This is a genomic window from Brevundimonas sp., assembly GCF_013912065.1.
Classification (GTDB): domain Bacteria; phylum Pseudomonadota; class Alphaproteobacteria; order Caulobacterales; family Caulobacteraceae; genus Brevundimonas.
The window spans coordinates 124,313-144,070 of the sequence record NZ_JACESA010000001.1 but is presented as its reverse complement, the minus strand read 5'-3'; the positions used below and the strand labels follow the sequence as shown (position 1 = coordinate 144,070).

At 65.4% G+C, this 19,758-nt stretch carries 22 protein-coding genes; 10 read left to right on the top strand and 12 right to left on the bottom strand.

Going from position 1 to position 19,758, the window contains the following annotated elements; genetic code table 11:
• Window positions 1–74 precede the first annotated feature (74 nt).
• Window positions 75–545, top strand: a complete 471-nt coding sequence (locus tag H2037_RS00660; protein ID WP_292116314.1) for a ClpXP protease specificity-enhancing factor SspB — start codon at window positions 75–77, stop codon at window positions 543–545.
• A 5-nt stretch (window positions 546–550) separates the two neighbouring features.
• Here the strand turns inward: H2037_RS00660 and H2037_RS00655 are convergent, their stop codons facing one another.
• The gene (locus tag H2037_RS00655) at window positions 551–907 is read right to left on the bottom strand and encodes a RusA family crossover junction endodeoxyribonuclease (RefSeq protein ID WP_292116311.1); all 357 of its coding nucleotides are present in this window, start codon (window positions 905–907) and stop codon (window positions 551–553) included.
• A gap of 107 nt (window positions 908–1,014) precedes the next feature.
• On the opposite strand from H2037_RS00655, the gene fumC reads away from it, so the two are divergent.
• Window positions 1,015–2,406 (top strand): class II fumarate hydratase, encoded by a 1,392-nt coding sequence (gene fumC, locus H2037_RS00650; protein WP_292116308.1) that lies wholly within the window; start codon window positions 1,015–1,017, stop codon window positions 2,404–2,406.
• A gap of 77 nt (window positions 2,407–2,483) precedes the next feature.
• Window positions 2,484–3,557: an alpha/beta fold hydrolase gene (locus H2037_RS00645; protein ID WP_292116306.1), complete on the top strand. Its 1,074-nt coding sequence runs from the start codon at window positions 2,484–2,486 to the stop codon at window positions 3,555–3,557.
• Here H2037_RS00645 and H2037_RS00640 read toward each other — a convergent pair.
• On the bottom strand, window positions 3,554–3,940 hold the full coding sequence (locus tag H2037_RS00640; protein WP_292116304.1) for a YccF domain-containing protein: 387 nt from the start codon (window positions 3,938–3,940) through the stop codon (window positions 3,554–3,556). The genes H2037_RS00645 and H2037_RS00640 overlap by 4 nt on opposite strands.
• 91 nt (window positions 3,941–4,031) lie before the next feature.
• Window positions 4,032–4,271: a DUF2171 domain-containing protein gene (locus H2037_RS00635; protein ID WP_292116302.1), complete on the bottom strand. Its 240-nt coding sequence runs from the start codon at window positions 4,269–4,271 to the stop codon at window positions 4,032–4,034.
• A 157-nt stretch (window positions 4,272–4,428) separates the two neighbouring features.
• On the opposite strand from H2037_RS00635, the gene H2037_RS00630 reads away from it, so the two are divergent.
• Both H2037_RS00630 and H2037_RS00625 read left to right on the top strand, forming a co-directional pair.
• Window positions 4,429–5,670, top strand: coding sequence for a patatin-like phospholipase family protein (locus H2037_RS00630; protein ID WP_292116301.1), 1,242 nt, complete (start codon window positions 4,429–4,431; stop codon window positions 5,668–5,670).
• A 2-nt stretch (window positions 5,671–5,672) separates the two neighbouring features.
• On the top strand, window positions 5,673–5,879 hold the full coding sequence (locus H2037_RS00625) for a DUF4169 family protein (protein WP_292116299.1): 207 nt from the start codon (window positions 5,673–5,675) through the stop codon (window positions 5,877–5,879).
• A gap of 2 nt (window positions 5,880–5,881) precedes the next feature.
• Here H2037_RS00625 and H2037_RS00620 read toward each other — a convergent pair whose 3' ends face one another.
• Window positions 5,882–6,778 (bottom strand): EamA family transporter, encoded by an 897-nt coding sequence (locus tag H2037_RS00620; protein WP_292116295.1) that lies wholly within the window; start codon window positions 6,776–6,778, stop codon window positions 5,882–5,884.
• A gap of 162 nt (window positions 6,779–6,940) precedes the next feature.
• Here H2037_RS00620 and H2037_RS00615 point away from each other — a divergent pair, with 162 nt between their 5' ends.
• Both H2037_RS00615 and H2037_RS00610 read left to right on the top strand, forming a co-directional pair.
• Window positions 6,941–7,165, top strand: a complete 225-nt coding sequence (locus H2037_RS00615) for a ribbon-helix-helix domain-containing protein (RefSeq protein WP_292116292.1) — start codon at window positions 6,941–6,943, stop codon at window positions 7,163–7,165.
• Window positions 7,166–7,190: 25 nt separating this feature from the next.
• Entirely contained in the window at window positions 7,191–7,910 is a 720-nt protein-coding gene (locus H2037_RS00610; protein ID WP_292116289.1) for an SIMPL domain-containing protein, read from the top strand.
• Here H2037_RS00610 and H2037_RS00605 read toward each other — a convergent pair.
• Window positions 7,891–8,100: a hypothetical protein gene (locus H2037_RS00605; protein WP_292116287.1), complete on the bottom strand. Its 210-nt coding sequence runs from the start codon at window positions 8,098–8,100 to the stop codon at window positions 7,891–7,893. The genes H2037_RS00610 and H2037_RS00605 overlap by 20 nt on opposite strands.
• A 147-nt stretch (window positions 8,101–8,247) precedes the next feature.
• On the opposite strand from H2037_RS00605, the gene H2037_RS00600 reads away from it, so the two are divergent.
• From H2037_RS00600 to H2037_RS00590, 3 genes are all read left to right on the top strand, one after another.
• A complete protein-coding gene (locus tag H2037_RS00600; protein WP_292116284.1) occupies window positions 8,248–10,605 on the top strand; it encodes a UvrD-helicase domain-containing protein in 2,358 nt (785 codons plus the stop codon).
• A gap of 101 nt (window positions 10,606–10,706) precedes the next feature.
• Entirely contained in the window at window positions 10,707–12,752 is a 2,046-nt protein-coding gene (locus tag H2037_RS00595; protein WP_292116282.1) for a glycoside hydrolase family 2 TIM barrel-domain containing protein, read from the top strand.
• Window positions 12,753–12,810: 58 nt separating this feature from the next.
• On the top strand, window positions 12,811–12,993 hold the full coding sequence (locus H2037_RS00590; protein ID WP_008259491.1) for a DUF3606 domain-containing protein: 183 nt from the start codon (window positions 12,811–12,813) through the stop codon (window positions 12,991–12,993).
• 14 nt (window positions 12,994–13,007) lie between these two features.
• Here H2037_RS00590 and H2037_RS00585 read toward each other — a convergent pair whose 3' ends face one another.
• From H2037_RS00585 to H2037_RS00555, 7 genes are all read right to left on the bottom strand, one after another.
• Complete coding sequence (locus tag H2037_RS00585) at window positions 13,008–13,541, bottom strand: hypothetical protein (RefSeq protein ID WP_292116278.1); 534 nt, start codon at window positions 13,539–13,541, stop codon at window positions 13,008–13,010.
• Between the two features lie 84 nt (window positions 13,542–13,625).
• Window positions 13,626–15,032, bottom strand: coding sequence for a dihydrolipoyl dehydrogenase (gene lpdA / locus H2037_RS00580; RefSeq protein ID WP_292116276.1), 1,407 nt, complete (start codon window positions 15,030–15,032; stop codon window positions 13,626–13,628).
• Between the two features lie 2 nt (window positions 15,033–15,034).
• Window positions 15,035–15,514, bottom strand: a complete 480-nt coding sequence (locus H2037_RS00575; protein ID WP_292116275.1) for a glutathione peroxidase — start codon at window positions 15,512–15,514, stop codon at window positions 15,035–15,037.
• 15 nt (window positions 15,515–15,529) lie between these two features.
• On the bottom strand, window positions 15,530–16,816 hold the full coding sequence (locus H2037_RS00570) for a pyruvate dehydrogenase complex dihydrolipoamide acetyltransferase (protein ID WP_292116273.1): 1,287 nt from the start codon (window positions 16,814–16,816) through the stop codon (window positions 15,530–15,532).
• Entirely contained in the window at window positions 16,813–18,189 is a 1,377-nt protein-coding gene (locus H2037_RS00565; protein WP_292116270.1) for a pyruvate dehydrogenase complex E1 component subunit beta, read from the bottom strand. The genes H2037_RS00570 and H2037_RS00565 overlap by 4 nt, the downstream gene beginning before the upstream one ends.
• Window positions 18,190–18,192: 3 nt before the next feature.
• Window positions 18,193–19,221, bottom strand: coding sequence for a pyruvate dehydrogenase (acetyl-transferring) E1 component subunit alpha (pdhA, locus tag H2037_RS00560; protein WP_292116267.1), 1,029 nt, complete (start codon window positions 19,219–19,221; stop codon window positions 18,193–18,195).
• A 133-nt stretch (window positions 19,222–19,354) separates the two neighbouring features.
• A complete protein-coding gene (locus H2037_RS00555) occupies window positions 19,355–19,666 on the bottom strand; it encodes a septum formation initiator family protein (RefSeq protein WP_292116265.1) in 312 nt (103 codons plus the stop codon).
• Between the last annotated feature and the right edge of the window lie 92 nt (window positions 19,667–19,758).

The following is a 19,758-nucleotide window of genomic DNA, read 5'->3' as shown; positions in this document are numbered from 1 at the left end:
GACGGTTTACCCTATTCGCATCTTTCGCGCGCGCCACTGCGCCGCTATCAGTCGCGCTCAATTGCGAGGTGACGATGACCGACCAGACCCCTCCGGTCGACGAGATGCAGTACGAGCGGCTGGCGCATGAAGCGCTGCGCGGCGTGATCCGGTCTGCGCTCGACCATGTTGTGGCCGAAGGCCTGCCGGGCGCCCACCACTTCTACATCACGTTCAAGACGCGGGCTGCGGGAGTCAGCATCCCCCCGGACATGCTGGCCAAATATCCCGAGGAAATGACCGTGGTGCTGCAGCACCAGTACGAGGATCTGCACGTCGAAGCCGACCGCTTCTCGGTCAAGCTGCGCTTCGGCGGCGTTCCCCGCACGCTCGCCATGCCGTATTCGGCCGTGACCCGCTTCTACGATCCCAGCGTCCAGTTTCTGCTGCAGTTCGACGAACCCGAAATCGTCGAGGCGATCGAGGAGGCCACGCCGCCCGAAGACCCGACACCCGGCACGGACGGCCCCAAGGTCGTGTCCCTGGACCAGTTCCGGAAGAAATAGGCAGGTCAGTTCCGGCGGGGATAGGAGCGGATCGTGATCCGCTCCCGCTCGCCCTCGTGTCGTTCGACCAGCAGCCGCGCGACCTGGGCGTCGTCGTGGAACAGATAGCCCTTGATGGAATCGAGCAGGGCCTTAGCCAGGTTGTCGAGATCCATCCACGGCGGCTCGCCGACATGCTCCATGCGGATTTCGACGACATGGTCGCCCCAGGACGGCCGTGACGACCATTCCTTGCGCATGAACTCGTACACCAGCGGCTTGTAGTATTTGGCCTGGGTCGTCAGGCCCTCGATGACGATCTCGACCGCCTCCCCGTCCTCGCGCGCCCGGACCTTGCCGGTTCCGATCCAGCCGGCGGTCATCCGCTCGCCTTTGGTCTGGGGACGCCCCCGCGCTTCTTGCCCTGCATGGCTCCCGTGCTACACCGCCGCGCAATCAATCGCCACGCCTGAGAGACGAGATCCCGCGCATGAGCAACGTCCGCATCGAAACCGACACCTTCGGCCCCATCGAGGTCGCAGCCGATCGCTACTGGGGCGCCCAGGCGCAGCGGTCGCTGGGAAACTTCAAGATCGGCTGGGAGAAGCAACCCCTGCCGGTCGTACGGGCACTTGGCATCGTCAAGCGCGCCGCCGCCGAGACCAACCGCGACCTGGGCAAGCTGGACCCCGCCCTGGCCGACGCCATCATCAAGGCCGCCAACGAAGTCATCGAAGGCAAGCTGAACGACCATTTCCCCCTGGTCGTCTGGCAGACGGGTTCGGGCACCCAGTCGAACATGAACGCCAACGAGGTGATCTCGAACCGCGCCATCGAGATCCTGGGCGGCGAGATGGGCTCCAAGAAGCCGGTCCACCCCAATGACCACGTCAATATGAGCCAGTCGTCGAACGACACCTATCCGACGGCCATGCACGTGGCCTGCGCGGAACAGGTGGTCAACGACCTGATCCCGGCCCTGAAGCATCTGCACGCCGCCCTGGACGCCAAGGCCAAGGCCTGGGCCCACATCATCAAGATCGGCCGCACCCACACCCAGGACGCCACCCCCCTGACCTTGGGCCAGGAGTTCGGCGGCTATGCGCAACAGGTCGCCAACGGCATCGAGCGGATCGAGCAGACCCTGCCCAAGCTGATGGAACTGGCCCAGGGCGGCACCGCCGTCGGCACCGGCCTGAACGCCCCCATTGGTTTTGCCGAAAAGGTCGCGGCCCAGATCGCCGAGATCACCGGCCTGCCCTTCACCACGGCGCCGAACAAGTTCGAGGCCCTGGCCGCCCACGACGCCATGGTCTTCAGCCACGGGGCGATCAACACGGTCGCCGCCTCGCTGTTCAAGATCGCCAACGACATCCGCTTCCTGGGCTCCGGACCGCGTTCGGGTCTGGGCGAACTGGCCCTGCCGGAGAACGAGCCGGGCTCGTCGATCATGCCGGGCAAGGTCAATCCCACCCAGTGCGAGGCCCTGACCCAGGTCTGCGTCCAGGTGTTCGGCAACAACGCCGCCCTGACCTTCGCCGGCTCGCAGGGGCATTTCGAGCTGAACGTCTACAACCCGGTCATGGCCTACAACTTCCTGCAGTCGGTCCGCCTGGTCGCCGATGCGGCCATCAGCTTCACCGACAACTGCGTCGTCGGCATCGAGGCGCGCGAGGACAATATCGCGCGCGGCCTCAACAACTCGCTGATGCTGGTCACGGCCCTGAACGGCAAGCTGGGCTACGACCTCTGCGCCAAGATCGCCAAGACCGCGCACAAGAACGGCACCACCCTGCGCGAGGAAGCCGTCGGCGGCGGCTATCTGACCGATGCCGAGTTCGATGAAGCAGTGCGGCCCGAGAAGATGATCTCGCCGGGCTGATGTCCGGCTGCTAGACTTGCAACCAAGGCGCGGCCCGAGGGATCAGCCCTCGGGCCGTCGTCGTTCTGGAGGCGACGATGGCCGACGTCCGGGTGTTCTTCGCGACCAACCGCAACTACCAGCCGGCCAACAAGAAGCAGATCTTCGGCCGGACGTTCAATCTGGACGGCGTGGCGGCGCTGCGGTTCGGATACGCCGACTTCAGGCCAGACCCCGTCAGGCCTGTCCTGGAGGATCTGAACGTCTATCCCGACATTCTGAACCAGCCCGACGTCACCAAGACAGGCGCCGGAATGTTCATGGAGGACCTCCGCACGACCATGGCGACGGGGCGCAAATACGACACCCTGGTCTTCATCCACGGATTCAACGTCAGTTTCACAGCGGCGCTCCAGACCGCGGCCCTGCTGGCCCAAGGATTGAACGTCGGCGGACACCCGCTCAACATCGTGGTGTTCAGCTGGCCGTCGGACGGCGCCAAAGTGCCGTGGATGTCCTATTACAGCGACCGGGAGGACGCTCGGGCGTCGGGACCTTCCATCGCGCGGGCCTTTCTGAAGTTCCGTGACTTCGTCCTGGCGTTGAACGAGGCCGACTATTGCCAGCGACGGGTTCACCTGCTGACCCACAGCATGGGCGCCTATGTGCTTCGCCAGGCGCTGCAGGCCCTGATCGCCAAGGACCGGGACGGCCTGACGCGCCTGTTCGACCAGATTCTGCTCGCCGCCCCGGACGAGGACGACGACGCTTTCGAACACGACACGAAACTGCGGCTGCTACCCAGAATCGGGCGGCAGGTGACCGTCTACTTCAATCCCAACGACAAGGGACTGACGGTCTCGGACAAAACCAAGGCCAACCCGGACAGACTGGGGTCCGACGGACCTAGGCTCATCGATCTGATCCCCAAGAAGGTGGCGCTTGTCGATTGCCGGGTCGTGGCGGGCGCCGCCGATCCCTTCATCGAGCATAGCTATTATGTCCGCAGCCAGGCGATGAGCGACGACATGTCGTCGGTCCTGTCCGATACAGTGCTGGACGAAATCCCCAACCGGGTTTTCATCGAGCGGCAGCGATCATGGCGCCTCATCGCCGAAACGGGCGTGAGACCCGTCCGCCCGCCTGAACCGACCAGGCCGAATGCGCCCTAGGGTTTGTCCCGGATCGTCCGGCCGACCGGCGCCAGCGCCAGCTTGGCCAGTTCCAGATCCTTCAGCGCGAAGGGTATGCCGATGATGGACACGAACTCTGCGACCGCGATGATCAGGTGAGACAGGGCGATGTACCAGCCCGCGACCACGAACCAGACCACGTTCAGCACCAGTCCCAGACACCCGGATACGGGATTGGCCTCCTGCCAGACGATCTCGCGTCCGAAGGGCCAGAAGGAATAGCTGGCGATTCGCCAGGCGGCGAAGGTCCAGGGCAGGCCGACGATGGTCAAGGCCAGGATGGAGCCGCCCAGCAGCCACAGCAGACCTGACAGCCAGCCGCCGAAGATGAACCACAGAATGTTCAGGATCAGCCGGATCATCGCGCCCTCCGATAACGACACTCACCAGATAGCCAAAAGGCCCCGCCGAAGACAGCGGGGCCTGGTTAATTCGTCGTAAGCCGGTTCGCGACTAGTGAGACTTTTCGGTCCAGCGGGCCTTGGCGTCATCCTTGGTCAGATTGAGATGGACGTGCTTGTCGTCGACCCGCTCGACCCAGCTGACCGGGATCATGTGGTGCTTGAACCCACCGGCGAGATCCAGCTTGGCGAGCTCGATCTGATCTCCGAGAACGTGATCCACACGACCGACGTGGCCGCCGTCTGAACCGACGACTTCGAGATGTTCCTTGATGAGCGACGTGTCGAGCATGATGATCCTCCTTAGGTTGGATGGCTCCGAGCCCGACAACGTCCGCCTACACGACGGGGTTTCAAACGGCGGCGCTTAAAGGCGCTGTGTATTTATCCCGTGATGACAGACCGATCGACGCGGCTGTATGACGGCGCACACAATGAGGAGCATTTCGATGAGACGGATCGCATCCAGTCTGCTGGCGGCCGTGATGGCTCTGACGGTGGCGGCCTGCGGCACACTGGCTCGCCCAACCGGCCCGTTGCGCATCGCTGACGGATCGCTGGTCCCGGCCGAGGATCCGCGGATTCGCTCCAACGACGCCGCGCGGCTGGAAGCCTTTACCGAGGAAGTGGGCGGACTGCTCGCGGCCGACAAACCCTTCAACCTGCTCGCCCTGTCTGGCGGCGGCGCGAACGGCGCCTACGGGGCCGGCGTGCTGGTGGGGTGGACGGAACGCGGGGACCGACCCGTCTTCAATATCGTAACCGGCGTCAGCACCGGCGCCCTGGCTGCGCCGTTCGCCTTCGTCGGGTCCGACTGGGACCCCCAGCTCAAACGCGCCTACACCGGCGGCGGGGCCAGCAACCTGCTGGGTTGGCGCAGCTTCGCGATCTTCCTCTATCCAAGCCTTTTCAGCGCCTCGGCCCTGCGCGAACTGGTGGACGAAAACGTCACGCCCGAACTGCTGCAGGCCATCGCTCGCGAACATGCCAAGGGTCGCCGGCTTCTGGTCGCCACGACCAACCTGGACAGCGAGGAGACCGTCATATGGGACATGGGCGTTCTCGCCACTCAGAACGACGACAACGCCCGCGCCCTGTTCAGGGAGGTGCTGGTCGCCTCGGCCAGCATACCGGGGGTCTTCCCGCCGGTGCTGATCGCCGGAATGCAGCCGGACCGGACGGTGGTCATGGAGATGCATGCCGATGGCGGGGTGAACATACCCTTCCTGGCCATTCCGGAAAACCTGACACTGTGGACGCGCAGCGCGGACCAGCGAGCCGGCGGAGCACTCTATGTCATCGTCAACGGCCAGGTGGGACGCAATGAAGGCGTCACGCCGGGACGCCTGACCGACATTCTGATGCGCAGCTACGACAGCATGAGCAAGGCGTCGCTTCGCACCCATCTGGCGACGACCGCAGCCTTCGCCCAGCGCAACGGCTCCACCCTGGCGCTGTCGGCCATTCCCGACAATGTCGAGGCTTCCAGCCTGAAATTCGATCAACCGACCATGACCGCCATGTTCGACCTCGGGCGCGAACGAGGTCGCTCGCCCGAGGGATGGACCCGCCTCGACCAGACCGCACCAACGGCCCCTTTCATCCCAGTGGAGGTGGTACCAGCGGATCAGGTGCCTGACGCGCTCAAGCCGAAGGGCGCGGCTGAGGCGGTTTCGCCAGGACAGAACTAGCCGTGGCGGAGGTCATCAACCTGAACCGGGTGCGCAAGGCTCGAGTCAAGGCGGACGACAAGGCGCGCGCGGCCGCGAACCGCGTGGCCCATGGTCGATCCAAAGGACAGAAGACTGCGGCGGACATCGAACGCTCGCGCGCCGCGCAGCTGTTGGACGGACAGAAACTCGCCGCTCCGGCGACGGACGAGACCCCGCCGAAAAGCTGACGTCAGTCCGGCTTGGGCGCGCGGATCAGCAAGACCTGGCCGCCGAGCACCAGTCCCAGCCCGACCAGCATGGAGGCGCCGACCTGGGCGCCTTCGAAAACGACGGACATGATGACCGCGATCGGGGGCGTCAGGGCCGAGATATAGCTGGCGAGAGCATATCCTCTCTGACGCGCCAGGGTGAAATAGAGCCCGAAAGCGATCACCGAACCGAACAGGGACAGGTGCAGCAACGACAGAATATAGGCCGGGGTCGGTTCGATCCGCCATTCGACGCCGGTCGCGAAACCATAGATCGCCAGCATGACCGTGCCGTAGCCCATGGCCCAGGCCGTGGCGCCCAGGACCGGAGCGCCGGCCTGCTGGCCGCGCCAGGCGAACCAGTTGCCGACGGCGGACGCCAGAACCGCGATCAGGGCGAAGATCACGCCCAGCGGGGGATCGAGGCCGGCCCCTGCCCCCGCCGCCCCCGTGAGTTGTCCAAAGGACAGAACCGCCACGCCGCAGACGCCCAGCAGCGCCCCCTGCCAGGCGCCGGGGGCCGCTTTCTGGTCCGATACGATGCGGAACAGCACCAGGTTGACGAAGGCCAGGGCGGCGAAAATCACGGCGACGACGGCGGAGGCGACCCTTTCCTCCGCCGCATAGACGAAGCCGTAGCTGACCGCGAAGACGAAAGCGCCCTGGCCGACGGCGGCCAGATGCTGGGCGCGGGTCAGTTTCAGCGGCCGACGCGTCAGGGCGCAAAAGGCGAAAAGGACGACCGCGGCCAGGCCGAACCGCCAAACGATGGAAGCGATCGGATCGACCGGCCCCAGTTGCAGTGTGATCGCGAACCAGGTCGTTCCCCAGATCAGGGCGCAGACGGCGATGGCGATGATCATAAAGGGGCGACTCATGACGGGCTCCGGCTGCGGAGGCTCGTTATCATCGCGCGCGCCACGGCGCCGCTCACGTCTTGCGCCCGAGTGTGACAGACTGGATTTGAAGGAGGCCGCGATGCGCCACGTCCCGATGATTCCCTCCGTCCCCCCGCTGGACGCCGTTTCGAAACGGGCGCGATGAGCGGCCTGAGCAAGCGATCGGTCGTATTGGCCGGCCACGCCACCTCTGTCGCTCTGGAGCCGGAGTTCTGGGCCGTGCTGGACCGCATCGCCCAGCAGCGAGGTCTCAGCAAGGCCCAGCTTCTGGCGGAGGTGGATGCGGCGCGCGGCCGCCGGCCGCTGGCCTCCGCCTGCCGCCTTATGGCGTTGAACTGGGTGGCGGAGAAAGGCGCGGCGACGTAACATCGCTCCCTAAAGGGAGATACCCATGGACCATGACCGTCTGATCCCGGCCGCCGTCTTCGGCGGCCTGTTGGCGCTCGGCCTCGTCGGCGCCGGCGCCCTGGTCGGCCAGGGGGTGATCCATGCCAGGGCCGGCGACCGGACCGTGACCGTGCGCGGTCTATCCGAGCGTGATGTAAAGGCCGACCTGGCCGTGCTCCCGCTGCGTTTCACCGCCTCCGGAGATGTGCTGGCCGAGGTCCAGGCGCGGATCGACGGCGACTTGACCCTGGTGCGGCAGTTCCTGAACGCCCAGGGCTATCCGGCGAGCGCCGTCGATCTAGGCCGGCTCGAGGTCGCCGACACCCGGTCGCGCGAATATGGCTCCCAGAACGGCGGCCCGCGCTTCATCCTGGCCCAGACGGTGATCGTGCGGACCAATGACGTGGCGCGGGTGCAGACGACGACGCGCGCCCTGAACGATCTGGTGCGACAGGGCGTGGTGCTGCAGGACTTCCAGGGTCCCTCCTACATCTTCACGAAGCTGAATCAGGTCCGCCCGCAGATGATCGCCGAAGGCACGGCCGCGGCGCGAACCGGAGCCGAACAGTTCGCCAAGGATTCCGGCACGCCCCTGGGGCCGATCCGTCAGGCGACCCAGGGCTCGTTCGAGATCCTGCCGCGCGACGGTTCGGGCGGCGACGAAGCCGGTTCGATCGACAAAAAGGTCCGCGTCGTGACCACCATCACCTATAGCCTGAAATAGGTCGCTCCGGTTCGGCCTCGCCCTCCGTCTGGGGACGGCCGATCAATCGGACTTCGTCGTCCGGGTCTGACCCCGTCTCGACCAGAACGACCCACAGGGCCATCACGGCGAACATGGCGGCCATGCCCAGGGCGAAGGCGCGCCAGCCGCTCTTCTCGCCTTTCGGCGACGGGTCCGAGGACTGTCTCATCTTCTGCGCCTTTCGTTGCATCGGGTCAGGAACAGGCCGTCGAACAAGCGGGTTCCGAAGTTTCATTTTCCCCACGGCGCTGACATCGCCGTCCGGTCCCCTTATGTTCCCCTATTCGAATCTGACCGCCCGGACCTTTTCCCGCCTGTGACCGATCTTCCCGCGCCCCGTATTTCAGACCTGGCTCGCGCGCGAGCGCCTGGAGAAGGAGACGCGCGCGATTATCTGGTCGGCCTGAATCCCGAGCAGCGCGAGGCGGTCGAGACGACCGAAGGGCCCGTCCTCGTCCTGGCCGGCGCCGGCACGGGCAAGACGCGGGTGCTGACGACGCGACTGGCGCACATCCTCGCGACCGGCCGAGCCAAGCCATGGGAACTGCTGGCCGTCACCTTCACCAACAAGGCCGCGCGCGAGATGCGCGAACGGATCACCCATCTGATCGGTCCCTCGGCCGAGGGCCTGCGCTGGCTGGGCACCTTCCACTCCATCGCCGCCCAGATCCTGCGCCGCCACGCCGAACTGGTCGGGCTGAAGTCCAGCTTCACCATCCTGGATACCGACGACCAGGAACGGGTGCTGAAACAGCTGCTGGAAGCCGCCAATATCGACACCAAACGCTGGACGCCCAAGTCGCTGTCCGGCCTGATCGACCACTGGAAGAACCGCGGCTGGACGCCCGAGAAACTGCCTCCCGGCGAGGATTTCGCCAACGGCAAGGGCCAAGGTCTTTACGCCGCCTACCAGGCCCGGCTTCGCAGCCTGAACGCCTGCGATTTCGGCGACCTGCTGCTGCACAACATCACCATCCTGTCCCAGCATGCCGACTTGGCCGAGGAATACAGACGTCGCTTCCGCTACATCCTGGTCGACGAATACCAGGACACCAATGTCGCCCAATATCTGTGGCTGCGGCTGCTGACCGCCTCTACCGGAAACGTCTGCTGCGTCGGCGACGACGATCAGTCGATCTATGGCTGGCGCGGGGCCGAGGTGGACAACATCCTACGGTTCGAGCGCGACTTCCCCGGCGCCAAGATCGTCAAGCTGGAGCGCAACTATCGCTCCACCAGCCACATCCTCGGCGCCGCCTCGGGCCTGATCGCCGCCAATCGCGACCGGCTGGGCAAGACGCTGTGGACCGAGGACGACAGCGGCGACAAGGTGCGGGTGCGCGGCGTCTGGGACGGCGAGGCCGAGGCCCGACTGATCGCCGACGAGATCGAGACCGCCCGCCGCCCCCACGCCGGCGAACCCGGTCTGAAATACAAGGACATGGCCATCCTGGTCCGCGCCTCCTTTCAGATGCGGGCCTTTGAAGAACGGCTGGTCATGCTGGCCATCCCCTATCAGGTCATCGGCGGCCCCCGCTTCTTCGAGCGCGCCGAAATCCGCGACGCCCACGCCTATCTGCGGCTGATCCAGTCCGAGGACGACGACCTGGCCTTCGAACGCATCGTCAATGTGCCCAAGCGCGGCATCGGCGACACCAGCGTCCAGAAGATCCTTCAGATCGCGCGTCAGCACGACCTCTCGGCCCTGACCGCCGTGCGCGGCCTGATCAACACTGACGAGCTTCAGGCCCGCACCCGCACCGCCCTGTCCAACTTCGTGCGCGACCTGGACCGCTGGCGAGCGCTTTCCGAGAATACGCCCCACTGGCAGGTGATGGAGACGGTGCTGGAGGAAAGCGGCTACACCGACATGCAGAAGGCCGACCGCACCAGCGGTCAGACGCGGCTGGACAACCTGAAGGAACTGACCCAGTCGATGCAGCAGTTCGAGACGCTGCAGGCCTATCTGGAGCATGTCTCCCTGGTCATGGATCTGGAGCGCGCGACCAGCGACGATCCGAACGGCGACGGGGCGGTTCAGATCATGACCCTGCACGGCGCCAAGGGGCTGGAGTTCCCGCTGGTCTTCCTGCCCGGCTGGGAGGAAGGCGTCTTCCCCAGCCAGCGCAGCATCGACGAAAAGGGCGAAAAGGGCCTCGAGGAGGAACGCCGCCTGGCCTATGTCGGCGTCACCCGCGCCAAACAGGACGCGCGCATCTCGTTCGCCGCCAACCGGCTGGTCTATGGCCGCTGGACCTCGCAACTGCCCAGCCGCTTCGTCGACGAACTGCCCATCGCCCATGTCGATCCGCAATCCGACACCGGCTACTACGGCGCCTCCGCCGGCATGAAGGAGGCCAAGAGCCGCTGGGATGACGCGCCCTCGTTCGGCAGCGGCTATTCCTCCCCCGGCTGGAAACGCGCCCAAAGCTTCACCGCCGCCCAGACCCCGAACAAGCTCCCGGCCCGTAAGGCCGTGATCGAGGGCGACGGCCGCCTGATCGCCACGGCTGATCCGAAGTCCAGTTCCGGCTGGAAAAAGGGCGAACGCGTCTTTCACCAGAAGTTCGGCTACGGAAGCGTGCGCGTCGTCGAGGGCAACAAGCTGTTGGTCGAGTTCGAAAAGGCCGGCGAGAAGCGCGTGATCGACAGTTTCGTGGAACGCGCCGACTAGGCGCGCTCCTCAGCGCCCGTCGACTTGCCGGGCCTGATAGTTCTGCCTATGAATTTTCCCTCGCCTGTAAAACTTACAGGCGCAGCATGGCGGGGCGGAACATGATAAGCTGGATTGGAAAGTCGCTGGCGGCGTCGCTGCTGATGTCCCTGCTGGTGCTGGCGACGGCGGCGAGTGCGGAGGTTCCGGGCCGGAGAACCCATCCGCTCGACCAGACCTGGCGCTTTCATCAAGGCGACATCGACGCCTCGACCCAGCCGTCGGCGGACGATCAGTCCTGGAAGTCGGTGCGTCTGCCTCACACCTGGAACGGTGCTGACGGCGAAGACGGCGGAGGCTATGTCCGTGGCGTCGGCTGGTACAGGACCAACTTCGTGGCTCCTTCTTCCGGCAGACGCGTATGGATCGAGTTCGACGGAGCCGCCCTTCAGACAGAGGCCTTCGTCAACGGGCGAGCCGTGGGACGCCACGACGGCGGCTACGCTCGCTTTCGCTTCGACATCACCGATGCGTTGAGGCCCGGCGAGAACACGCTGGCCGTCCGCGTCGATTCACGATCGACGAACGTCGCCCCCTTGGGTGGGGACTTCACCGTTTTCGGCGGCCTCTATCGCCCTGTCCGCCTGATCGAGACGGCCCCGCTCCATATCGACCTGGCGGATTTCGGCGGCCCCGGCGTGGTCATGACTTCGCAGGGTGTCAGCGCCGTCTCCGCCGATCTGGACCTTCAGGCCCGAATCGCCAACGACGGAGTTCAAACGGCCCGCGGCCTAGTGCGCTGGCGGCTGCTGGACGCCCAAGGTCTCGAAGCCATGGTGCTGGAGGCGCCTTTCGCCGTGGCCGCCGGCGCGATTCGGGTGGTCGAGGAGGCCGGCCGCCTGGAGGCCCCCCGACTATGGCGCGGCGTATCGGATCCGCAGCTGTACACCCTCGAGACGACGGTGCGCGACGCGACAGGCCAGGTCGTGGACGTCGTGACGCTGGCGACCGGAGTGCGAGACTTCAAAGTCGATCCTGTACAGGGCGCCATGCTGAACGGCGTGGCCACGCCGATGCGGGGGGTCAACTATTTCCACGCCGGCCGCCCCGGGCGCGGACTGGCCGTCCAGGATTGGGAGATCGACCAGGATTTCCAGATCATGAGCGAGATGGGTTCCAGCGCACTGCGGTTCGTGCATTTCCAGCACCCGCAACACGCCTATGACCTGGCTGATGAACTGGGCCTCATGGTCTGGACCGAGGCGCCGCTGAACGGCGCTGTGGATGCGTCCCAGGCCTTTTCCGACAATCTGGCCCAACAGATGACGGAACTGATCCGTCAGAACCGGCACCACCCGTCTGTGGTGATCTGGGGTCTGGGCAACGAAGTCTACGCCACCGACGATCCCGCGAACGCCGCCATCGCCCGCATGCAGGCCGTGGCCAAGGCCGAGGACCCGCAACGCCTTACCGCCTACGCCCACTGCTGCCAGGATGACCTGGACCGAAAGGCGCTGCACGCCGACCTGACCGCCTACAACCGCTATTTCGGCTGGTACGACGACGACTTCGCCCGCATCGGGACCTGGGCCGACGAGCGACATGCGCGCGCCCCGGACCGACCGATGGCGGTGAGCGAGTACGGCGCCGGCGCCAGCGTTCGTCATCAACAAACCCCGCCCATCCGGCCTCGCCCCGACGGCGACTGGCACCCCGAGCAATATCAGACCGACTTCCACCAGGCCTATTGGCGTGAACTGCGCCAGCGGCCCTGGCTGTGGTCGAACTTTATCTGGGTCGGTTTCGACCTGGCTTCCGACGGTCGAAACGAAGGCGACCGGCCGGGCATCAACGACAAGGGGCTGGTGACCTATGACCGGTCTGTACGCAAGGACGCCTGGTATTGGTACCAGGCGAACTGGTCGCAAACCCCCATGGCCCACATCGTCGATCGCAGGATGACGTCCCGGCCGGGGGCAACGACAGCCATTCGTGCTTTTTCGAACCGACCGACGCTGGCGCTCCAAGTCAATGGCGTCGTCGTATCGGCCGCAGAGGTCGTGGACCACGAGGCCGTCTGGCCAGATGTGCAGCTGAAACCTGGTCTCAACCGGATCGAACTGACGAGCGAGGGCGTCACGCTGGACACAGCCTGGCTGAGCCGCTGACACTCCGACGCGAACCGCCTAGTCTAGCCCTGGATTTATCTCAGCAAACGGAAACACCATGGCAGGCCTGAAGGACAAGCGCGGCTTCATCGACAAGGACCGCATCGACCTGTCGGAGCGTCAGTCGGTTGAATACTGGATGAAGCGCTGGGGCGTCACCCGCGATCAGATCACGGCCGCTCATCGCAAGGTCGGCCGCATGACCAAGGATATCGCGGCGGAACTGGGTAAGAAGCGCTGACGTAATCGCCGGACCTAGCTGATCGACACCCGGGAAATGAGCGTCGGCAGGGGCGACTGGCTCGTATTCTGTCGTATCCCGCCGCTAGACGGAAGCTGACCCGCCAGGCGGGCCAGGGCCTCGATCATCGCCGCCGGATCGTCGAACTCCTCAGGTTCCGAGCTGGAAGCGAAAGGCGTGCAGGCGGCGGTCGACAGGGTTTCTTCGGGTGTCTCCCTGAACAGAAACTCGTAGTCCGCCGCCGCCTGGCCGCTGCAGCGCGGAAACCCCCAGCGGACGAGGGCGGAACCCACCGAATCCACCTGGCCCGCCCTCAGTTGTTCGTGAAGCTTCAACAGTCGGGCCACGCGCATGAAAAGGCGGGCGTTGGTGTGAAGGCGGGCGAAGGCCGCTTCCAGATCAATGCCCCTGACGCCGAGTTCGTCGGCCGTCGCCTGAAACGTCAGACGGCGAGGCAACTCCCGCAGGATCGTGCGGCGCGCACGAATGACCAGCCGCAATGCATCGACATTCGTCTCACAGGTCGAGGGGAAGGCAAGAAGCGTCATTTCCGGTCATGCAAAGCCAAGCTCTCTGACCTAACGACGACTGAAACGGCTCCTACCCTACCTTTGCGCAAAAATTTTCTGCAATCAGATGTGGATCACGCGCCCATAGGCGTCCAGCGCCGCCTCGTGCATGGCCTCCGACATGGTCGGGTGCGGATAGACGATGCCGTGGATGTCTTCTTCTGTCGCCTCCATGGTGATGGCGGTGACATAGCCCTGGATCATCTCGGTCACTTCGTGGCCGATCATATGGGCGCCGATCAGGGCGCCGGTCTTGGCGTCGAAGATCACCTTGACGAAACCGTCCACCTCGCCCGCGGCCACGGCCTTGCCGTTCACGCGGAACGGGAAGCGGCCGATCTTGACCTCTCGCTTCTCGGCGCGGGCGGCCTGTTCGGTGACGCCGACCGAGGCGACCTGCGGCTGGGCGTAGGTGCAGCCGGCGACGGGCGAATGGACGTTCGGGGTCTTGTAGCCGGCGATGAATTCGGCGGCGTGAATGCCTTCGTGCGACGCCTTGTGCGCCAACCAGGGCGCCCCGGCGCAGTCGCCGATGGCGAACAGGCCCTTGACGTTGGTCTGGCAGTGACCGTCCGTCTTGATGTGACCCCGGTCCAGTTCGACGCCCAGCGCCTCCAGGCCGATGCCGTCGGTGTTGGCGGTGATGCCGACGGCCGAGATGCAGACCTCGGCCTCCAGGGTCTCGGCCTTGCCGCCGATCTCGACATCCACCTTCACGCCCGAGGCGGACTTGGTGACCTTGGTCACCTTGGCGCCCAGCTTGAACTTGAAGCCGCGCTTCTCGAACGACTTCTGGGCGGCCTTGGAGACCTCCTCGTCCTCGACCGGCATGATGCGCTCGACGGCCTCGACGACCGTCACCTCGGCGCCCAGGGCGCGATAGAAGCTGGCGAACTCGATGCCGATGGCGCCTGAGCCGATGACGACGAAGGACTTGGGCAGCTTCTTCGGCGCCAGGGCGTCGCGATAGGCCCAGATCTTGTCACCGTCAGCCTCCAGGCCGATCTGCGGCAGGGCGCGGGCGCGGGCGCCGACGGCCAGCATGACCGACTTGGCCTCGACCGTGCGCGACCCGCCGGCCTTCAGCGCGATCACAACCTTGGGCGCCGCGGCGCCCTTTTCCAGCTTGGCCGAACCCTCGATCACCTCGATCTTGTTCTTCTTCATCAGGAAGGCGACGCCCTTGTTCATCGTCGCCGCCACGCCGCGCGAGCGCTGGATGATGGCGTCGAAGTCGAACGACGCGCCGGACGCCGACAGGCCGTATTCCTTCAGATGGCTCAGGCTCTCGAACTTCTCGCCGGACTTCAGCAGGGCCTTGGTCGGGATACAGCCCCAGTTCAGGCAGATGCCGCCCAGGTTCTCGCGCTCGACGATGGCGACCTTCTGGCCCAGTTGGCTGGCGCGGATGGCCGCGACGTAACCGCCGGGGCCCGAGCCGATGACGACGAGATCGAATTCAGCAGCCATGATCAGATCAACTTCTCGATGTCGGCCTTGATGGCCTCGGGTTCTGTTTGCGGGGCGTAGCGGGCGACCACCCTGCCCTCACGGTCGGTCAGGAACTTGGTGAAGTTCCACTTGATGGATTGCGAGCCCAGGAAGCCGCGCTTCTGCTTGGTCAGCCAGTGATACAGCGGATGCCGGTTCGGCCCATTGACCTCCACCTTGTCGAACAGGGGAAAGGTCACGTCGAAACTGGTGGCGCAGAAGGCGGCGATCTCCGCCGCCCGCCCGGGCTCCTGCTCGCCGAACTGGTTGCAGGGAAAGCCCAGCACCTCGAACGGCCGGTCCGCGAACATCCTGTGCAGTTTCTCCAGCCCGTCATACTGGCCGGTGAAACCGCATTTGGACGCCGTATTGACGATCAGCAGCGCCTGACCGCGAAAACGGTCCAGCGAAACCTCCGTGCCGTCGATGGCGCGGGCGGAGAAGTCATAGACCGAGGTCATGACCTCACCCTCCCCTTAAGCCAGCATCGCGACGGGATCTTCGATCAGCGGCTTGAACGCCTGCAGGAAGCGGGCGCCGGTCGCGCCGTCCACCACGCGGTGATCGCAGGTCAGGGTCACGGTCATGACGGTGGCCGCCACGATCTGACCGTCCTTGACGACCGCGCGCTGCTCGCCCGCGCCCACGCTCATGATACAGCCCTGGGGCTCATTGATAATCGAGGTGAACTGCTTGATGCCGAACATGCCCAGGTTGGACACCGAGAAGGTGCCGCCCTGGAACTCTTCGGGCTTCAGCTTGCGTTCGCGGGCGCGCTTGGCCAGGTCCTTGGACTCGGTCGCGATCTGCGCCAGACCCTTGGTCTCGGCCTTCTTGATGATCGGGGTGATCAGGCCGCCGTCGATCGCCACCGCCATCGAGACGTCGGCGTTGTGGTGCATGGCGATGCCTTCGGGCGTGTACGAGGCGTTGGCCTCGGGCACCATCTTCAGCGCCAGGGCCGCGGCCTTGATGACGAAGTCGTTGACCGACACCTTGACGCCCTGCGGCTCCAGCATCTTGTTGACCTTGGCGCGGACCGCCATCAGCTGGTCGATCTCGCAGTCGATGAACAGCGGGAAGTGGGGCACGTTCTGGATGCTGTCGACCATGCGACGCGCCACGGCCTTCTTCATCCCGTCCAGCGGGATCAGGTCGTAGCTGCCGTCCGGGATCCCCATCTGGGCCAGCGACTGCACCTGACGCGGCGCAATGCCCGAGGTCGCGGCGGCGGCGGTCGATGCGGCGGCCGGTTGGGCGGCGCCCTTGCCGGCGGCTTCGACGTCGCGCTTGACGATCCGGCCGTGCGGGCCGGTGCCCTTGACCGACTTCAGATCGACGCCGTTCTGGGCGGCGATCCGACGCGCCAGGGGCGACGAGAAGATGCGTTCGCCACTGTCCGACTTCGGCGCGGCCGGAGCGGGGGCAGCCGCCGGTGCGGCCGCCTTGGGCGCCTCAGCGGCGGCCGGAGCGGCCTTCGGGGCCTCTTCCGCCTTTGCTGCGGGCTTGGGCGCAGCCGCCCCGCCTTCGTCCTTCAGGCGGGCGATGGGCGTATTGACCTTCACGCCCTCCGTCCCTTCGGCGACCAGGATGTCGGTGATCTCGCCTTCGTCCACGGCCTCAACTTCCATCGTGGCCTTGTCGGTTTCGATCTCGGCGATCACGTCCCCGGCGGAGACGACGTCGCCTACCTTGACGTGCCACTTGGCCAGGACGCCCTCCTCCATGGTCGGAGACAGGGCGGGCATCAGGATGTCGGTCATGCCATCACCTGCTTCACAGCTGCGATGATCTTGTCCACGCCCGGCAGCGACAGGGCTTCCAGATTGGCGGCGTAAGGCAGCGGCACATCTTCCTGGTGCACCCGCAGCGGCGGGGCGTCCAGATAGTCGAAGGCGTGTTCGATGACCCGCGCCACAACCTCGGCGCCGACGCCCATCGGACCCCAGCCCTCTTCGGCCGAGACCAGGCGGCTGGTCTTCTTGACGCTTTCGACGATGGTGTCGGTGTCCAGCGGACGCAGGGTGCGCAGATCGACGACCTCGCACTCGATGCCTTCCTCGGCCAGTTTCTCGGCGGCCTGCAGGGCGAAGCCGACCATGCGGCTGTGCGCCGTGATGGTGACGTCCTTGCCTTCGCGACGGACCTTGGCCTTGCCGATCGGCAGGACATAGTCCTCGACCTCGGGCACGTCGAACTCGAGGCCGTACATCATCTCGTGTTCGAGGAAGACGATCGGGTTCGGGTCGCGGATCGCGGCCTTCAGCAGGCCCTTGGCGTCGGCCGCGTCATAGGGCGCGATCACCTTCAGGCCCGGCACCTGGGCGTACCAGGCCGAATAGTCCTGGCTGTGCTGGGCGCCGACTCGCGACGCCGCGCCGTTCGGACCGCGGAAGACGATGGGCGCCTTGATCTGACCGCCCGACATATACAGCGTCTTGGCGGCCGAGTTGATGATGTGGTCGATCGCCTGCATGGCGAAGTTGAACGTCATGAACTCGACGATGGGCTTCAGCCCCGCCATAGCGGCGCCGACGCCCAGGCCGGCGAAACCGTGCTCGGTGATCGGAGTGTCCACGACACGCTGGTCGCCGAACTCCTGCAGCAGTTCGCGGCTGACCTTGTAGGCGCCCTGATACTGGGCGACTTCCTCGCCGATCAGGAAGACCTTGTCGTCGCGACGCATTTCTTCGGCCATCGCGTCGCGCAGAGCGTCGCGGATGGTCGTCTTGACCAGTTTGGCGTCGGCCGGGATTTCCGGATCGCGCAGTTGGACCTTCGGGCTGGCGGTCTGGGCCGGCGCCTTTTCCGGGTCGCCCGACTTGGCCTCGGCGGCCTCGAGCTTGGCCACGGCAGCCGGAGCGGAGGCGGCGTTGGTCGCCGGGGTCGCTCCCGCATCGTCGCCCGACAGGCGCGCGATCGGCGTATTGACCTTCACGTTTTCCGAACCCTCGGCGACGAGGATTTCGAGCACTTCGCCCTCATCCACGGCCTCGACTTCCATCGTGGCCTTGTCGGTTTCGATCTCGGCGATCACCTGGCCGGCCGACACGGTGTCGCCTGCCTTGATGTGCCATTTGGTGAGCGTGCCCTCTTCCATCGTGGGGGACAGCGCCGGCATGAGGATGTCGGTCACGGATCAGGCCTCCACGTAGACGTCGGTATAGAGCTCGGACGGATCGGGCTCCGGGCTTTCTTGGGCGAATTGAACGGCCTCGGCGACGATGGCCTTGATCTCGTTGTCGATGGCCTTCAGCTCGTCTTCCGTCGCGTTGGCGGCGGCCAGCAGGACCTTGATATGGTCGATCGGGTCGCGCGTCTTCTTGACCTCGTCCACCTCTTCCTTGGTCCGGTATTTGGCCGGGTCGGACATTGAGTGACCCCGATAGCGGTAGGTCTTGACCTCGAGGATGTAGGGGCCCTCGCCGGCGCGGGCGCGCTCGACGGCCTTCTTGACCGCGTCACGCACGGCCAGAACATCCATGCCGTCCACCTGTTCGCCGGGGATGCCGAAGCTGGCGCCCCGCTGGCTCAGCTGGGTCGTGGACGACGAGCGTTCGATGCTCGTGCCCATGGCGTACTGGTTGTTCTCGATGATGTAGATGGCCGGCAGCTTCCACAGCTGGGCCATGTTGAAGCTCTCGTAGACCTGACCCTGGTTCGAGGCGCCGTCGCCGAAATAGACGAAGGCCACCGAATCGTCGCCGCGGTACTTGCCGGCGAAGGCCAGGCCGGTGCCCAGCGAAACCTGGGCGCCGACGATGCCGTGACCGCCATAGAAGCCAGTCGGCACGTCGAACATGTGCATCGACCCGCCCTTGCCCTTGGACGAGCCGCCGATGCGGCCGGTCAGCTCTGCCATGACCTCTTTCGGGTCCATGCCGGCGGCCAGCATGTGACCGTGGTCGCGGTAGCCGGTAATGATCTTGTCGTGGCCCTGTTTGACGCTCTCCTGAACGCCGACGGCCACGGCTTCCTGGCCGATATACAGGTGGCAGAAGCCCCCGATCAGGCCCATGCCGTACAGTTGGCCCGCACGCTCTTCGAAGCGGCGGATGAGAACCATCTCACGGTAAAAGCGGAGAAGATCCTCCTTGGACGCCGAAGGCGTATTTGAAAGCTTGTCAGGCGCTGTGGTCTGAGCGGCTTTGGCTGGGGCTTTCGCCATCCGGCATCTCCCGGCTAGGCGCCGGGGAGCGGCGCCTTCTTATCGTTACGGAAGGGGGCTTTAGCAGCCTTCCTTCCCGGAACGCAAAGGGGGGCGACCCAGCCTGTAACAATAGTTCAAGCGGCGGAGATTTTCACCCTTGAACGGGTTGCGCCTGAACGCGGATCACATAGTCGCGCGGATCGGAAAAGCCGAGAACGGCGCGCGCGCGTTCCTCCAGCAGGTCCTTTGACAGGCTGTCCGTGCGCAGATAGCGCACTCGCGTTTCCAGATCGCGGCGCTGTTCGGTCAGATGGGCGAGCTGATCCTCGCGCTGCCCCATCAGGGCGTCGCGTGACGATCCGCTCAGCAGACCGCGCTCGCCCGTCAGAGCCTGCACGCCGAGATAGACGAGCAGCAACAGAAGAGCGGCGGACAGGCGGTACGGTTTCATCCGTTCAGGCAATACAGACGCTCCTTCTGAGCGCGAAATACACAGTTCAGGAAGGGTGCCCGAAAATGCCTAATAAAATGTAGCTTGACCGTAAGAACTCGGCG

Coding starts and splice junctions, on each gene's coding strand:
- fumC (WP_292116308.1), top strand. CDS start 1,015: ATGAGCAACGTCCGCATCGAAACCGACACCTTCGGCCCCATCGAGGTC.
- H2037_RS00660 (WP_292116314.1), top strand. CDS start 75: ATGACCGACCAGACCCCTCCGGTCGACGAGATGCAGTACGAGCGGCTG.
- H2037_RS00630 (WP_292116301.1), top strand. CDS start 4,429: ATGAGACGGATCGCATCCAGTCTGCTGGCGGCCGTGATGGCTCTGACG.
- H2037_RS00595 (WP_292116282.1), top strand. CDS start 10,707: ATGATAAGCTGGATTGGAAAGTCGCTGGCGGCGTCGCTGCTGATGTCC.
- H2037_RS00640 (WP_292116304.1), bottom strand. CDS start 3,940: ATGATCCGGCTGATCCTGAACATTCTGTGGTTCATCTTCGGCGGCTGG.
- pdhA (WP_292116267.1), bottom strand. CDS start 19,221: ATGGCGAAAGCCCCAGCCAAAGCCGCTCAGACCACAGCGCCTGACAAG.
- H2037_RS00635 (WP_292116302.1), bottom strand. CDS start 4,271: ATGCTCGACACGTCGCTCATCAAGGAACATCTCGAAGTCGTCGGTTCA.
- H2037_RS00575 (WP_292116275.1), bottom strand. CDS start 15,514: ATGACCTCGGTCTATGACTTCTCCGCCCGCGCCATCGACGGCACGGAG.
- H2037_RS00590 (WP_008259491.1), top strand. CDS start 12,811: ATGGCAGGCCTGAAGGACAAGCGCGGCTTCATCGACAAGGACCGCATC.
- H2037_RS00605 (WP_292116287.1), bottom strand. CDS start 8,100: ATGAGACAGTCCTCGGACCCGTCGCCGAAAGGCGAGAAGAGCGGCTGG.
- H2037_RS00615 (WP_292116292.1), top strand. CDS start 6,941: ATGAGCGGCCTGAGCAAGCGATCGGTCGTATTGGCCGGCCACGCCACC.
- H2037_RS00655 (WP_292116311.1), bottom strand. CDS start 907: ATGACCGCCGGCTGGATCGGAACCGGCAAGGTCCGGGCGCGCGAGGAC.
- H2037_RS00585 (WP_292116278.1), bottom strand. CDS start 13,541: ATGACGCTTCTTGCCTTCCCCTCGACCTGTGAGACGAATGTCGATGCA.
- H2037_RS00620 (WP_292116295.1), bottom strand. CDS start 6,778: ATGAGTCGCCCCTTTATGATCATCGCCATCGCCGTCTGCGCCCTGATC.
- H2037_RS00645 (WP_292116306.1), top strand. CDS start 2,484: ATGGCCGACGTCCGGGTGTTCTTCGCGACCAACCGCAACTACCAGCCG.
- H2037_RS00570 (WP_292116273.1), bottom strand. CDS start 16,816: ATGACCGACATCCTGATGCCCGCCCTGTCTCCGACCATGGAGGAGGGC.
- lpdA (WP_292116276.1), bottom strand. CDS start 15,032: ATGGCTGCTGAATTCGATCTCGTCGTCATCGGCTCGGGCCCCGGCGGT.
- H2037_RS00610 (WP_292116289.1), top strand. CDS start 7,191: ATGGACCATGACCGTCTGATCCCGGCCGCCGTCTTCGGCGGCCTGTTG.